The organism is Leifsonia sp. PS1209, from assembly GCF_012317045.1.
Lineage (GTDB): Bacteria > Actinomycetota > Actinomycetes > Actinomycetales > Microbacteriaceae > Leifsonia.
Map to the genome: position 1 here is coordinate 508821 of NZ_CP051154.1, position 13620 is coordinate 522440.

Annotated in this window: 16 protein-coding genes and 1 tRNA gene; 13 read left to right on the forward strand and 4 right to left on the reverse strand. The window is 69.3% G+C overall.

From position 1 onward, the window contains the following. Positions 1 to 94: 94 nt before the first annotated feature. Positions 95 to 1096 carry a zinc-binding dehydrogenase gene (locus HF024_RS02540; RefSeq protein WP_247597268.1) on the reverse strand — a complete coding sequence of 334 codons (1002 nt, stop codon included), beginning with the start codon at positions 1094 to 1096 and terminating at the stop codon, positions 95 to 97. Between the two features lie 3 nt (positions 1097 to 1099). Continuing rightward, positions 1100 to 1393 carry a GNAT family N-acetyltransferase gene (locus HF024_RS02545; RefSeq protein ID WP_085370664.1) on the reverse strand — a complete coding sequence of 98 codons (294 nt, stop codon included), beginning with the start codon at positions 1391 to 1393 and terminating at the stop codon, positions 1100 to 1102. Positions 1394 to 1561: 168 nt separating this feature from the next. On the opposite strand from HF024_RS02545, the gene HF024_RS02550 reads away from it, so the two are divergent. The 11 genes from HF024_RS02550 to HF024_RS02600 all read left to right on the forward strand — a co-directional run bounded on the left by HF024_RS02550 (position 1562) and on the right by HF024_RS02600 (position 10173). Next, positions 1562 to 2338: a dienelactone hydrolase family protein gene (locus HF024_RS02550; protein WP_085370663.1), complete on the forward strand. Its 777-nt coding sequence runs from the start codon at positions 1562 to 1564 to the stop codon at positions 2336 to 2338. Positions 2339 to 2354: 16 nt separating this feature from the next. Then, on the forward strand, positions 2355 to 2741 hold the full coding sequence (locus HF024_RS02555) for an MmcQ/YjbR family DNA-binding protein (protein ID WP_168688530.1): 387 nt from the start codon (positions 2355 to 2357) through the stop codon (positions 2739 to 2741). 40 nt (positions 2742 to 2781) lie between these two features. Next, positions 2782 to 2854: transfer RNA gene (locus HF024_RS02560), tRNA-Arg, on the forward strand. Positions 2855 to 2964: 110 nt separating this feature from the next. Continuing rightward, positions 2965 to 3360 carry a hypothetical protein gene (locus tag HF024_RS02565; protein ID WP_168688531.1) on the forward strand — a complete coding sequence of 132 codons (396 nt, stop codon included), beginning with the start codon at positions 2965 to 2967 and terminating at the stop codon, positions 3358 to 3360. Positions 3361 to 3472: 112 nt separating this feature from the next. After that, a complete protein-coding gene (locus tag HF024_RS02570) occupies positions 3473 to 4438 on the forward strand; it encodes a ribokinase (RefSeq protein WP_168688532.1) in 966 nt (321 codons plus the stop codon). Further along, the gene (locus HF024_RS02575) at positions 4435 to 5436 is read left to right on the forward strand and encodes an ABC transporter permease (RefSeq protein WP_168688533.1); all 1002 of its coding nucleotides are present in this window, start codon (positions 4435 to 4437) and stop codon (positions 5434 to 5436) included. The genes HF024_RS02570 and HF024_RS02575 overlap by 4 nt, the downstream gene beginning before the upstream one ends. Positions 5437 to 5512: 76 nt before the next feature. Beyond that, positions 5513 to 6541 (forward strand): substrate-binding domain-containing protein, encoded by a 1029-nt coding sequence (locus HF024_RS02580; protein WP_085370658.1) that lies wholly within the window; start codon positions 5513 to 5515, stop codon positions 6539 to 6541. Between the two features lie 3 nt (positions 6542 to 6544). Further along, a complete protein-coding gene (locus HF024_RS02585) occupies positions 6545 to 8107 on the forward strand; it encodes a sugar ABC transporter ATP-binding protein (RefSeq protein ID WP_168688534.1) in 1563 nt (520 codons plus the stop codon). Positions 8108 to 8129: 22 nt separating this feature from the next. Beyond that, positions 8130 to 8585: a D-ribose pyranase gene (rbsD, locus tag HF024_RS02590; RefSeq protein ID WP_085370656.1), complete on the forward strand. Its 456-nt coding sequence runs from the start codon at positions 8130 to 8132 to the stop codon at positions 8583 to 8585. 76 nt (positions 8586 to 8661) lie between these two features. Next, positions 8662 to 9369, forward strand: a complete 708-nt coding sequence (gene deoC, locus HF024_RS02595; protein WP_168688535.1) for a deoxyribose-phosphate aldolase — start codon at positions 8662 to 8664, stop codon at positions 9367 to 9369. A gap of 63 nt (positions 9370 to 9432) precedes the next feature. After that, positions 9433 to 10173, forward strand: coding sequence for a GntR family transcriptional regulator (locus tag HF024_RS02600; RefSeq protein WP_085370654.1), 741 nt, complete (start codon positions 9433 to 9435; stop codon positions 10171 to 10173). Between the two features lie 13 nt (positions 10174 to 10186). Here HF024_RS02600 and HF024_RS02605 read toward each other — a convergent pair whose 3' ends face one another. Further along, a complete protein-coding gene (locus HF024_RS02605) occupies positions 10187 to 11146 on the reverse strand; it encodes a WYL domain-containing protein (protein ID WP_168688536.1) in 960 nt (319 codons plus the stop codon). Positions 11147 to 11252: 106 nt separating this feature from the next. On the opposite strand from HF024_RS02605, the gene HF024_RS02610 reads away from it, so the two are divergent. Next, complete coding sequence (locus HF024_RS02610; protein WP_168688537.1) at positions 11253 to 11678, forward strand: VOC family protein; 426 nt, start codon at positions 11253 to 11255, stop codon at positions 11676 to 11678. A 61-nt stretch (positions 11679 to 11739) separates the two neighbouring features. On the opposite strand, the gene HF024_RS02615 is transcribed toward HF024_RS02610, so the two are convergent. Beyond that, complete coding sequence (locus HF024_RS02615; protein WP_168688538.1) at positions 11740 to 12105, reverse strand: cytoplasmic protein; 366 nt, start codon at positions 12103 to 12105, stop codon at positions 11740 to 11742. Positions 12106 to 12315: 210 nt separating this feature from the next. Here HF024_RS02615 and HF024_RS02620 point away from each other — a divergent pair, with 210 nt between their 5' ends. Further along, positions 12316 to 13614, forward strand: a complete 1299-nt coding sequence (locus tag HF024_RS02620; protein WP_168688539.1) for a sugar ABC transporter substrate-binding protein — start codon at positions 12316 to 12318, stop codon at positions 13612 to 13614. The last annotated feature ends 6 nt before the right edge of the window (positions 13615 to 13620 follow it).

Genomic DNA, 13620 nt, shown 5'->3' on the forward strand with positions numbered 1-13620 from the left:
GCCCTTTCGACCGCGCCGGCTACTTACCCGCTGCGTGTGTGGGAGGGAGCGTTCTCTCCCACACACGCCGGGCGGGGTCGACGACCGTCCGTGGTCACTCCGGCATCGTCACGACGACCTTGCGGCCGCGCTGCGCACGGTCTGCCGCGCGGTGCGCATCCCGGATGCGCTCGAACGGCACCGCATCCACGGCGGGGGCGGTCAGTTCGCCGGCGGCGAGCATCCCGAGCAGTGCCGTGAGGTCGCGGCGGTAGTCGTTGCGTCTCGTCGCGACCAGCCCCGGCACCGAGCACACCCGCTGCCGCTGCGCTCCGAAGCGGTGTGCTGCGGCGGTGAGCGAGCCGCGCAGCGAGTCGCCGCGCTCGTGTCCTCTGCGCCCGACGAACGCGGTGTGCACCCAGGTGCCGCGCGGCGAGAGGGCGGTCAGCACCTCCGGTGACCCGGTGTGGTCGATGGCGGCGTCGGCCCCGCCGTCCGTCGCGTTCTTGACGCGCGCCGCCCAGAGCGGGTCGGTGTAGTCCACGAACGTCACGCCCAGTGCCTCCGCGGCTTCCCTCGACCGGGTGGATGCGCTGCCGAACACCGTCAGCCCCTCGCGCGTGGCCAGCTGCGCGGCGTACGAACCGACTGGACCGGTGACGCCCTGGACGAGAACGCTGCCGCCTGCATCCACCTCCGCCAGCCGGAGGGCGTGGGATGCGGTCACCAGGTCGAGCGGCGCCGTCGCGGCGACCGCGCAGTCGAGTCCGTCCGGAACGGGGGCGAGGAGCGAGGCGGGGATGACCAGTCGGGTGGCGTGCGCGCCCATTCCGGGGAGCACCCCGGCAACGCGCGCTCCGGCGCGCAGCCCCAGCACGGCCGAGACGGCCGACTCGGTCTCGAGCACGCCGACGAAGTCGTATCCGGGGACGAACCCGGGGAACGGGTGGAAGACGTAACCCCCGCGGCGCGCGAGCACGTCCGTCGATCCGACGGACGCGTGGGTGACCCGCACGACCACCTCGGTGCCGCGCGGTGCGCGCACCTCCTCGTCGACGAGCTGGACGACGTCGGCGTCGCCGAACGCGGTGATCCGCGCCGCTGTGCGCTCCGGCACGGTTCAGCCGGCCCTGCGGGCGAGCAGCCCCGACCGCTCCTGGTGCGCCTCGAACCAGTCGGCGACGTACCAGCACATCGGGACGATCCGCAGCTCGGTGTTCGCCTCGATGTCGTTCACGGCGTATTCGACCAGCTGCGCCGCATACCCTTTCCCGCGTTTCGCGGGGGTGGTGAACGCCCTCGTCAGCGAGATCGAACCGCCCAGGATGCTGTAGTCCAGCACGCCGACCAGCTCGCCGTCGATGTGCATGGCGTACCGTTTCGCATCCGTTTCATTGCTGAACTCCGTGGCCATGCGCCCATCGTACGTCCGTCGCGCACGAACGGAACCCGAGGTAGGCTGACGCCGTGGGAACCCGACCCGCACCCGATCGGGCTTCCGCGCGCTTTCCGCGTTCGAGCCACAGCAGGCCAGGCCGCAGGCGACATCCGTCGCGTGTGCACCGAAGACTCTGGAGCTGTTGTGACGTTCGATTCCCCGTCGCCCCTCTCGCCCGCCCATGAGGCGCTGCTCGCGCAGGTGCCGATCCGCGACAGGGCGGTGATCGAGACCGAGACGCTCGGCTACGAGCACGAAGGGGTGGCCCTCGAGGGCTACCTGGCGAGGGATGCGCAGGCCGACGAGCGCCGCCCGGCCGTCCTCCTGCTGCACGACTGGCACGGCGTCGGCGACACGGTCAGGATGCGCGCCCAGATGCTCGCCCGCCTCGGCTATGTGGCGTTCGCGGCCGACCTCTACGGCGTCGGCGTGCGACCGCAGGGTGACGCGGCGCCCGCGGAGGCGGCGAAGTACTACAACGACCTGGCGCTGCTGCGCACCAGGGTCGCCGCCGGCTTCACGGTGCTGCAGCAGCATCCCACCGTCGACCCGGCCAGGCTCGCGGTCATCGGCTACTGCTTCGGCGGTACGGCCGCGATCGAGTTCGCGCGCACGGGAGCGCCCGCCCGCGGTGTCGTGTCGTTCCACGGCGGGCTGATCGCGCACGATCCGTCCGACGCTGCGGCGATCGCCGCCTCCCTCCTGGTGCTGACCGGCGGCGACGACCCCGTGGTGCCCCCGGATGCGGTGGTCGCGTTCGAGAACGAGCTGCGCACCGCCCCGCACGTCGACTGGCAGGTGACCACATACTCCGGTGCGCCGCACGCGTTCACGATCCCCGGAACGGACAGGTACCGCCCGACGGCGGACGCGCGCAGCTGGCGGGCGATGGTCTGTTTCCTCGACGAGGTGTTCGCCTGAGCGGTACCCTCGCCAGATGGATCACCCGGAACTGTTCGAAAACGGCGACCCGTTCGTCGAACGGATGCGCGCCATCTGCCTCCGCTTCCCCGACGCCGTCGAGGTCCAGACCTGGGGACGCCCCACCTTCCGCGCAGGCAAGAAAGTCTTCGCCCTCGCCGGAAGCGGCCTCGCGCGCCCATACTCCCTGGTCTTCAAGCCGGACCCGGACGAGGCGAAAGCCTTCCACGAGGACCCTCGCTTTTTCGTGCCCAAATACTGGGGAGCATCCGGCTGGCTGGGCATCGACATCGACCAGGCCGCCGACGACGCCACCTGGAAAGAGGTCGCCGAACTGATCGAAACCTCCTACCGCCAGGTGGCGTTGAAGCGCCAATTGGCGGTACTCGACGGTGTCATGTAAGCTCTAATCCGGCCCGTGAGCAGCAATGTTCGAAGGCATTGCGCCCGTAGCTCAACGGATAGAGCATCTGACTACGGATCAGAAGGTTGGGGGTTCGAATCCCTCCGGGCGCACACTGGTTGAGACAGTAGACACGGCCCCCGCTTCGGCGGGGGTTTTGTCGTTGGCGGGGGTAGGCGATCTGCCAGGCTGGACTCCGACGTCCCCCACCGAGGAGCTCCCGATGCCGCGCATCACATCCCCGCAGGCCAAAGCGACGTTCGTCGTCCTCGGGTGCGCCGCCGCGGTCGTCGCCGCCGTGTTCGGGGCGCTGGCGCTCAGCGTGACGGGTGGCCTCGTCCTGTACTGCGCGGTCCTCGGGGCCGTCATCGTGTTCGGGGCGCGGGTCTTCCGGGGCGAGGACGAGGACGCTATGGCGCCGCGACCCCTCTGGCGCATGACCGCGAAGCCGGCCGCCGGATTCGTGCTGGCCGGGTTCTTCGCCCTCCAGGCCGTCTCGACCGGCGTCAGCGCAGCGAACGCCGACGCGTACGCGCCGCTGTACGTCGTGGCCATCGCCTTCTCGCTGGCGGTCGCGGCCGCGTACCTGAACTCGTCGCTGCGCCTGCGGCGCGGGTAGCGCGCGGCACCGGACGCACACGCTTCCACGCGTCGGCTTGACGCGTGGACAACTATGTACATAGACTCGCTCATGTTCATAGTTGTCCACGTACAAGGAAGTACCCGAATCAATGAAGATTGCCGTTGTCGGTAGCTACGGAGCCGGCCTCACCATGCGTGTTCCCTTGGCGCCCGAAGCCGGCGAGACCGTGTCTGGAGGCACGTTCGACAGTGGGCCAGGCGGCAAGGGGTCGAACCAGGCCGTCGCCGCCGCGCGGCTCGGCGCGGACGTCTCCCTGCTCACCGCCGTCGGAGACGACGACTTCGGGCGAGCGGCGCGCGAGTTGTGGCGGGCGGAAGGTGTCGACGCATCCAAGGTCGTGACCGGCGCTGGCGCGACGATGGTCGGCTTCATCCTGGTCGAACCGTCCGGGGAGAACCGCATCGCGATCGCGCCCGGTGCACTGGATGAGCTGGGGGAGGCCGCCGTCGAGACGTTCCGCGACGAGATCGCCGCCGCCGACATCCTGGTCGTCTCGATGGAGATCCCGATGGATGCGGTCGCCGCCGCCCTGCGGATCGCCAGGGAGGAAGGCACTCGCACCCTGCTCAACCCCGCGCCCGCGAAAGCTCTGCCGGACGACGCCTGGGCGCTCATCGACATCATCACCCCCAACCAGACCGAGGCGCCCGTGCTCCTCGGGCTCGGACCGGATCACGGACGCAGCGAGCGGGAACTGGTCGAGGCGCTCCGCGAACGGCTCGACGGCGGGGTCATCCTGACCCGCGGATCCGATGGTGCCCTGCTCAGCGACAGCGACGCCGACGCCGACGCCGACGCCGACGCCGGCGCCGACAACCCTGCAGACACCATCGTGGCCATCCCGCCCGCCGTCCCCGTGCGCGTCGTGGACACCACCGGGGCAGGCGACTCCTTCACCGCCGCGCTCGCCGTCGCGATCGCCGAGGGCAAGACCCTTGCAGACGCCGCACGGTTCGCCGCGCTCGCCGGCGCCCACACGGTGTCGATCCCCGGGGTCATCCCCGCCCTTCCCACCCGCGCTCAGCTCACCCAGACGAATGGACCGACTCGATGACCGCCACCACCTCAGCGCCGCAACGGAGCGCGATCGACTTCCGCAAGATCCTGCACGCCCGTGAGGCCGGAGTGTTCGCAGCGCTGGTGCTGCTCTTCGTCCTCGGAACCGTGCTCTCGCCCAGCTTCCTGCAGGGCGGGAACCTGCTGTCCGTCGGCCAGCAGGTCTCGCAGATCGGGATCATGGCCGTCGGGGCGACGTTCGTCATCGTCAACGGCGAGATCGATCTCTCCGTCGGCTCCATCTACGCCCTGTCTGCGATCAGCACGGGCATGGCCATCGCCGCCGGGGTCGCCTGGCCGCTCGCGATCGTCATCGGCCTGCTCGTCGGCGTCGTCGCCGGTCTCCTCAACGGACTCGCGGTGGTGCTGCTCGGCGTCCCGTCGTTCATCGTGACGCTCGGAAGCCTCAGCGTCTTCCGCGGCGTGGCCCTGCTCATCTCCGACGGCGCCCCCATCTCGCTCAGCGCGTCGAACCCCGGTGTCGCCGAATTCAACCTGCTCGGTCAGGGCAGGCTGTTCGGCGTCATCCCGATGCAGTTGCTGTTCTTCATCGTGATCGTCGCGCTCGGGGTCGTTCTCCTCTCCCGCTCGCGGCTCGGATTCAACACGTACGCGGTGGGCGGCAACAAGGAGGCCGCTCGCCTGGTGGGCATCAACGTCTCGGGCGTGAAGGTCGCGGCGTTCGTGCTCTCCGGATTCACCGCGGCCGTCGCCGGTGTGCTCGGCCTCTCGTTCCTGTCCTACGTGCAGGGCGTCACGGGCAGCGGACTCGAACTCACCGTCATCTCGGCCGTCATCATCGGCGGGGCCGCCCTGTTCGGAGGCTCGGGCACCATGTGGGGCACCGTCATCGGCGTGGTCTTCATCGGAGTGCTTCAGAACATCCTGAACATCAACGGCATCTCGTCGTTCTGGCAGACCGTCGTCACCGGTCTCGTCATCGTCGCCGCGGTCGCGGCGGACACCTGGCAGCGCAAACGCAAAACCCGCGCGTGACACCCGGATGCGCCGATGCAGACGCATCCGGATCAGCACCATCCAGCAGCACGTCATCACACACGAAGGAGTATTGATGTCATTCCGCACCATTTCGCGCCGCGTCCTCGCGGCGGGAGCCATGACAGCCGCCCTGGCCATCGCCATCACCGGCTGCGGCGCGATCACCAACGCAACAGCAGACTCGACCTCGGGAGGCGGCTTCCAGCTCGCCGACTACATCCAGAAGCGCGTGGATGGGGGAGAGAAGCTGCGCATCAAGCTCAGCTACCACGACCCGTCGCTCGCCTTCGCCACGCCGATCGGCCAGGGGATGGAGCGGGCGGGCTCCGAGCTCGGCGCAGACGTCCAGCTCATCGGCCCGACCGGCGGCGACGCTGCGAAGCAGGTCGCTGAGCTGCAGACCCTCATCCAGCAGAAGTCGGTCGACGGTCTGGCCGTCTCGTCCGCCAGCTCGGACGCGCTCAAGCCGGTGATCGCCGAGGCGTACAACGCGGGCATCCCGATCATCTCGTTCAACACCGACAACCCGGACTCCAAGCAGATGGGCTTCGTCGGCCAGGACCTGAAGGCGTCGGGGAAGTCCGAGGCGGAGGAGCTGCGCAAGGCGCTCGGCGACACCGCCACGGGCAAGGTCGTCGTCTTCTCGCTCGACACCGGGGCCGGCTGGTCGAACGACCGGTTCGGCGGATTCAAGGAGGGGATGAGCGGCTCCACGCTGGAGGTCGTCGGCCCGGTGAACGTCGGCAACGAGCCGAACGCCGCGTACAACGTGGTCGACTCGACCATGTCCGGCCAGTCCGGGGTCGTGGCCATCGCCGGCCTCGACTGCTGCAGCACCACCGCATCCGCCAAGTGGGTGCAGCAGTCCGGCAACGCGGGAAAGATCACCACGGTCGGATTCGACCTCCTTCCGCAGACCGCCGAGTTCATCAAGGACGGCGTGATGACGTTCACCATCAGCCAGAACCCGTCCGAGCAGGGATACCAGGCGGTGAAGGTGCTCGTCGACTTCCTGAAGAAGGGCACCAAGATCTCCGGCGTCGACACCGGCGCGCAGATCATCACCAAGGACAACCTGTCCGAAGCAACGGTGGAGGGCTAGGCCATGACGTTCCCGTCGTCCGGCGACGGTGCGGCCGTGAAGCCGCGCCCCGCCATCCGCATCACCGGGCTCAGCCGCCGGTTCGGCCCGGTGCGCGCGTTGGAGGATGTGACCTTCGAGGTGCCGGAAGGCGAGGTGACGGCCCTGCTCGGTGAGAACGGCGCAGGCAAGTCGACACTGCTGAAGGTCCTCGCGGGGCTGCAGCCGCCGAGCGACGGGACCGTCACCGTCGGCGACGCGCCGGTGACGCGCTACGACCCGCACACCATGCTCACCGAGCACGGCGTCGCCATCGTGCCGCAGGAGTTGTCGCTGCTGCCGGAGCGGACCGTGGCCGAGAACATCCTGGTCGGGGTGGAGCCCGGCAGCCGCTGGTTCCCCTCCCGTCGCAGGATGACCGCCCGCGCCACCGAACTGCTCGCCCAGCTCGACCTCAGGCTCGACCCGGCAGCGCCGGTCGGAACGCTCGACCTCGCGACGCAGCAGCTGATCGTGGTGGCGCGCTCGATCGCCCGCGGCTGCCGCATCCTGATCCTGGACGAACCCACCTCGGTGCTGACGCCCGCGGAGTCGGAGCGCTTGTTCGCGCTCATGGCGACGCTCAAAGCGCAGGGCGCCACCATCGTCTACGTGTCGCACAGGATGCCGGAGGTGTTCCGGCTCGCCGACCAGATCGAGGTGCTGCGCGACGGCAGGCACGTGGCCTCCTGGCGCCGGTCGGAGACCACGCCGGAACAGGCCGTGGCCGCGATGGTCGGCCGGGAGCTCGGCAACCTCAGCAGGCGTGCGGACACGACGGACGCGTCGGCCTGGCGGGATGCGCCCCCAGTGCTCGCCGTGACCGGGCTCGCCGGCCGTGCCCATCAGGACGTGACGTTCGAGGTGCGCCCGGGCGAGATCCTCGGTTTCGCCGGGCTTCCGGACAGCGGCCGCGTCGAGATGCTGCGCAACCTGTTCGGAGCGGACAGGGGAACGGGCGGAAGCGTCGACCTGCTCGGCTCGCCGTATCAGCAGCGGTCGCCCGCGGAGTCTGTCCGGCGCAAGCTGGCGTTCGTGCCGGGTGAGCGCAGGGCGCAAGGGCTGCTGAGCACGATGAGCGTCGGCGAGAACATCGGCGTGCTCGAGGTGCGCAGGCTCACCAGGTTCGGGCTCGTGCGCCGCCGCCAGTTCGACCGGGACGCCGCGGCCTTCTCCGCAGCGATGACGGTGAAGACCGCGTCGCTCGACACCCCCATCGTGAACCTCTCCGGAGGCAACCAGCAGAAGGCGATGCTCGGCCGCTGGATGGCCATCCAGCCCGACGTCCTCGTTCTCGACGAGCCGACACGAGGGGTGGATGTCGGTGCTCGCGCCGAGATCTACGAGCAGCTGTACGCCCTCACCGCCCGCGGGGTCGCGATCGTCTGCTCGTCGTCCGACCTGCCGGAGCTCCTGACGATCACCGACAGGATCGCCGTCATGGCAGAGGGCCGCATCGTCGCCGTGCTCGACTCGGCGGACGCCACCGAGGAGTCGATCATGTCCGCCGCCACCGGCGCGAACGCGTCGGCCTCCTCCGCCGCATGACCACCAGGGAAAGGACCCGACCATGAAGAAGCACGGCATCCTGAACGCCGAACTGAGCGGCGCACTCGCGACGCTCGGCCACACCGATCTGATCCTCGTCGTCGACGCCGGTTTCCCCATCCCGCGCGACGCCCACCGCATCGACCTCGCGCTGGCGGAGAACCTGCCCGACCTGCGCACCGTGCTCGGCCTCATCGCCGGCGAATTGGTGGTCGAGGGCGTCGTCCGGGCGGACGACGTCGTCAGCAACAACCCCCGGCTCGACGAGTGGCTGCAGTCCACCTTCGCCGAGGCCGAGTTCAGCACGCGCACCCACGCCGAGATGCTGGGCGATGTCGCAGCCCAGGCGAAGGTCATCGTGCGAACGGGCGCCTTCGAGCCGTGGGGCAACATCGGCCTCGTCTGCGGCGTCGACGTTCCGCGCTGGTTCGGCGGCGACGGCGTGATCGCGCCCGACTATTACGCAGACCGGCTCTGACCCGGTCGCGCATCCCCAGACCTGCACCACACCACAAGCACCGCGACCGCGGTGCCCGCGAAAGGAAACAGAAACCGTGACTGACACTTCGACCACCGAGCTGATTCTGGCTCCGGCGCAACTCGCACCGTACATCCAGCACACCAAGATCGAGGTCGGCCTCACCCGCGACGAGATCGTCGCCCACGCCAAGGAGACCGTCGAGCACGGCTTCAACGCCGCGATGGTGCCCGCATCCTGGGTCGACGTGGTCGCCGCAGAACTCGCGGGCACGGGCGTCGGCATCGCGACGGCGCTCGACTTCCCGACCGTCGGGGTGACCACGAGCGCGGGCAAGGCCGCCGAGGCGGAGTCGATCGCCAAGCTCGGCGCCACCCAGCTGGACATCGGTGTGCAGATCGGCTGGCTGAAGAGCGGGATGTACGACGCGTTCCGCGACGACATCGCCGGTGTCGTGCAGGCGGCGGGCATCCCGGTCAAGGTCATGCTCGAGCTCCCGCTGCTCACCCCGGACGAGCGTCGCGCGGCCGTCGAACTGTCGATGGATGCTGGCGTTGCCTTCCTGAAGAACGCGTCGAGCGGGCAGATCGAGACGGCCAGCCCGGAGAGCGTCCGCTACCTGGTCGACCTGGCTCGTCCCGGCGTGCTGGTGAAGGCGTCCGGCTCGATCAAGAGCTACCCGCAGGCGCTCGGCCTGCTGCGCGCGGGAGCCAGCCTGCTCGGGACGAGCGCCGGCCTGTCGATCATCACCGACTCCGGCGACGAGAACACGACCAGCTACTGACGAGCGCCGCCGTCCCGACTGCCGTAGTGTCGGGACGGCGGGTGCCAGTGAAAGAGGGGGAAAGTGACCGACGACCTCGACAGAGACGCACCCGTCGCTCTGCACAGCCAGATTTCCGAGCGCATCCGGACCAGGATCGCCGCCGGTGAGTGGCCGGCGCACTACCGGCTGAAGAGCGAACCGGAGTTGGCGCACGACCTCGGCGTGAGCCGGGGGACGCTGCGCAGGGCCCTCACCACCCTGATCGAGGAGGGGCTGCTCCGGCAGGTCAGGGGCAAGGGAACGTTCGTCACGTCGACGACGATCGAGCCGGCCATCGCGCAGAAGCTCAGCACGCTGTCGGAGGATTTCGCCAACCAGGGGATCGTGACCGAGACGGACGTGATCGAGTGCCGCCTGATCGAGCCGCCCCGGCCGGTCGCCGCACTGCTCGACGTGTCGCCAGGAGCACGGGTGCTCAAGCTGGTCCGTTTGCGCAGCACGGACCGCGGCCCGGTGGCCCTACTGGTGAACTACGTCCGCGCCGACCTCGCGCCCGGCATCGAGAAGACCGACTTCCGCACCACCAGCCTCTTCGGGACGCTCGAAGGCACCTACCATCTGAAGATCGGCAGCGCCCGCCGCACCTTCTCCGCCGAGGCGGCATCCGGCGACGCCGCCTCCGCCCTCGAACTGCCGATCGGCGCACCCGTCCAATACCTGCAGCAGGTCACCTACCTGGCCGACGACCGTCCGGTCGAGTACTCCGACGTGTGGATCCACAGCGAGAAGCTGCGGGTCACCTCACTGCTCTCTCGGCGCTGAGCCCGGCGGGAGGCTACCGGCCGGCCGCGGCATAACGCCCGGCCAGCATCCCGAACGCCTCCCGCAGTTGGGCCGGTTCCACATCCTCCAGCGCCGCGTCGAATCGCCCGAGCGACGCCGCCAGCGCCACCCACGACCACGAGCCGACGTGGATGCGGCAGCGCCCGTCCCCGAGGTCGTCCACCACGGCGTCGCCCGCGAAGGGCAGCACCTCGGAGGCCGGCAGGTGCAGGATCGCGCTGCCGTGGCAGGGCCAGTCGTCGGCGTCGGCCGAGCCCTTGAAGCGGGCGGACACGTATGCGCGCACGTCGCCTCCCGGCACCGGGCGCGGTTCGAAGCGGCGGCCGTTCGGGGTGCGGGGGCGCATCCGGTCGACGCGGAAGGTGCGCCAGTCGTCGCGATCAAGGTCCCAGGCGACCAGGTACCAGCGTTCCGCGGCGACCACGAGGTGGTGCGGTTCTGCCCGGCGGGGAGGGCGGTCGTCGTGGTCCCCGTAGTCGAACCGGAGGGTCTCCCGCCCGCGCGCGGCAGCGGACACGGCGAGCAGGACGCCCGGATCCACCGGCTGCACCGCCGCGTTCCGGCCGTTCGGGATGGTGGCGAACGCGAGCGCATCCAGTCGGTGGCGCAGACGGGACGGCATCACCTGGCGCACCGTGGTGAGCGCGCGCACCGCCGCCTCCTCCAGCCCGGCGCCGCTGACCGCGGCGGCCTGGAGGGCGACCGCGAGCGCGACGGCCTGGTCGTCGTCGAAGAGCAGCGGGGGGAGCTCGGCGCCCGCATCCAGCCGGTACCCGCCATCCGGGCCTTTCGTCGCCTGGATGCGGTAGCCCATCGCGCGCAGCCGGTCGATGTCGCGGCGCACCGTGCGGTGGCTGATGTCCAGGCGTTCGGCGAGCAGGCCGCCCGGCCAGTCCCTCCGCGCCTGCAGCAGGGAGAGCAGCACGAGCAGCCGGGAGGTGGTCGAGGTCATGCTGCCAGCGTAGATCGGGTAGAGGACCGAAGCTGTCCTCTACTGCTGTGAGAGTGGGCGTCGACCGTCCGGAACGTCCGGGCGGAACGTCAGCGAGGAGCAGACAATGTCCGTCACCACCACACCCCACCTCAACTTCCGCGGCGACGCCAGGGCGGCGCTGGAGTTCTACCACTCCGTCTTCGGCGGGCAGCTCGTCGTCGTCACGAACGCCGAAGCCCACGCCGCGGAGACCCCGGACGAGGCCGACCAGGTGAAGTTCGGCCAGGTCATCGGCGCGAACGGGTTCCAGGTCATGGCATACGACGTGCCGGCCAGCGTCGGCTACGACCAGGGCGACACGGCGTTCTTCGTCTCGGTGCGCGGCGAGACCGCCGACGAGATCGCCGAGCTCTGGGGAAGGCTGGCCGAGGGCTCGACCATCATCGAAGACCTCGGGCCGTCCGCGTTCTCGCCCGCGTACGGGATGCTCGCCGACAGCTTCGGTGTCGTCTGGGTGCTCGACGTGGCGGTGGCGTGGGACGCGGCGTGAGCCTCAGCCCGCGGGCGTGACTGCGGGCCGACCGCGGCGGTGCAGGGCGGGGATCCGGCGGTCACTCCGCCGTGCTCGGCCCCACCGCCGCGGTCCCCGCGCCCGCGGTCCCCGCGTCTCCCGCCGCATCCCCCTTGAGCTCGATCAGCAGCGTGTGCGTCGGTGTCGTGCCCACGTTCTCGCCCGAGTGCCGCTGCGCGGGCAGCCACACGGCTTCGCCCGCATCGAGGTGCACCGTGCGTTCCTTGTCCGGTGTGCGCAGGTGCCGGTCGAATTCGCTCAGCGCCACGAGCACGCTGTTCGGATGGTCGTGTTCGTTCGTGCGGAGGCCGGGCGCATCCAGGTATTCGAGCACGCGCACGTACTCGTTCTCCCAGAGCAGGTGATAGTTGTCCGGATCGGTGTCGAGCGGGTCGTCGGTGACCATGCGGCGACCATACGCCCACCGGCCCCGCCGCCGCTACTACGACCGAAACACCAGTAACTGTCGCGAAACGCCCGGGAAGCGCCGCAGTTGCTGGTGGTTCGCGGACACTTGCATAACGCGCCTGCCTACTGTATACAGAATACAGACCAGGAGCGGCCCCGTACCCGTGGCCCCCGAATTGCAAGAGACACTTCAAGGAATGAGGTAGGCATGTCTCGCGTCGACTCGAAGATGAGAAGGCTGGTGGCTGTGGGGGCGGCCGTCGCGTTGGCACTCAGTATGGCCGCGTGTTCAGGATCGGGATCGGGGGGTTCGGGCTCCAAGACTGTCGTCTGGTCCACCTGGGGCACTCCGGAGGAGATCGCCCGCTACAAGGACTTCGACAACCAGTTCATGAAAGAGCACCCCGACATCAAGGTGGTGCTGCAGCCGGTCGCCGACTACGGCGACTACCACACGAAGCTCCTCGCCCAGCTCGCGTCCGGCACAGCATCGGATGTGTTCTACATCGGCGACGACAAGATCGGCCAGTTCGTCAACTCGAAGGCGCTGCTGCCTCTCACCGACCTGATGAACTCCAGCGCGAGCAAGACCAAGCCGGAGGACTTCGCGCAGGGCCTGTTCGGCGCCACCAAGAAGGGCGACCAGATCTACGCGGCGCCCAACGACTCCAACCCGGATGCGCTCTGGTACGACAAGGTCGCGCTGAAGAAGGCCGGCGTCACCGATGACCCGGCCACCCTCGCCGCCGAGGGCAAGTGGACGACAGAGGCATACCTCGACATGAACGAGAAGCTCAAGAAGGCCGGGCTCACCGGATCCATGTTCTGGAACTACTGGTCCACCCACTACAGCTGGATCTCGGCGCAGGGCGGCAAGGCGTTCGACGAGTCGGGGAAGTTCGTCGCCAACACCGACCAGACCAGCGTCAAGGCGATGGATGTGCTGGCCAAGAACTTCCAGAACGGCACCTTCGTCGTCGCGGACACCCTCCCGCAGGGGGCGGGAGCCGACAGCGTCTTCGTCACCCACAAGGCGGGCTTCTTCGTGCAGGGCCGCTACACGATCGGCACCGTGAAGTCGGCGGGCGACCCGGAGAACTACGACGTCGCGCCGTGGCCGACCCCGGACGGCAAGGCCGCGCCGACGGGCACGGCCGTGAGCTACCTCGCCATCAACGCCAAGACCAAGAACAAGGCCGCAGCGTTCGAGTTCTGGACCAACTACCTGTCGGCAGCCGGCCAGACCGAGCGGCTGAAGGGCGGAGGCAACGCCGTCCCGTCGATCAAGGGCGCGGACAAGGTCGTCCTCGACGGATACCCGGAGCACGCCCAGACGCTGCTCGACATGCGCGACATCGGGTTCGAGGACTACGCGACGGAAGCATCCGTCCCCGGCCTCTCCAGCGACATCAGCGACAAGATGCTCGCGCTCTACGAGGGCAAGGCGTCCACCAAGGCGACCCTCGACGATGTCGCGAAGATGATCGAAGACAAGACGGGCAAGTAGGGATCG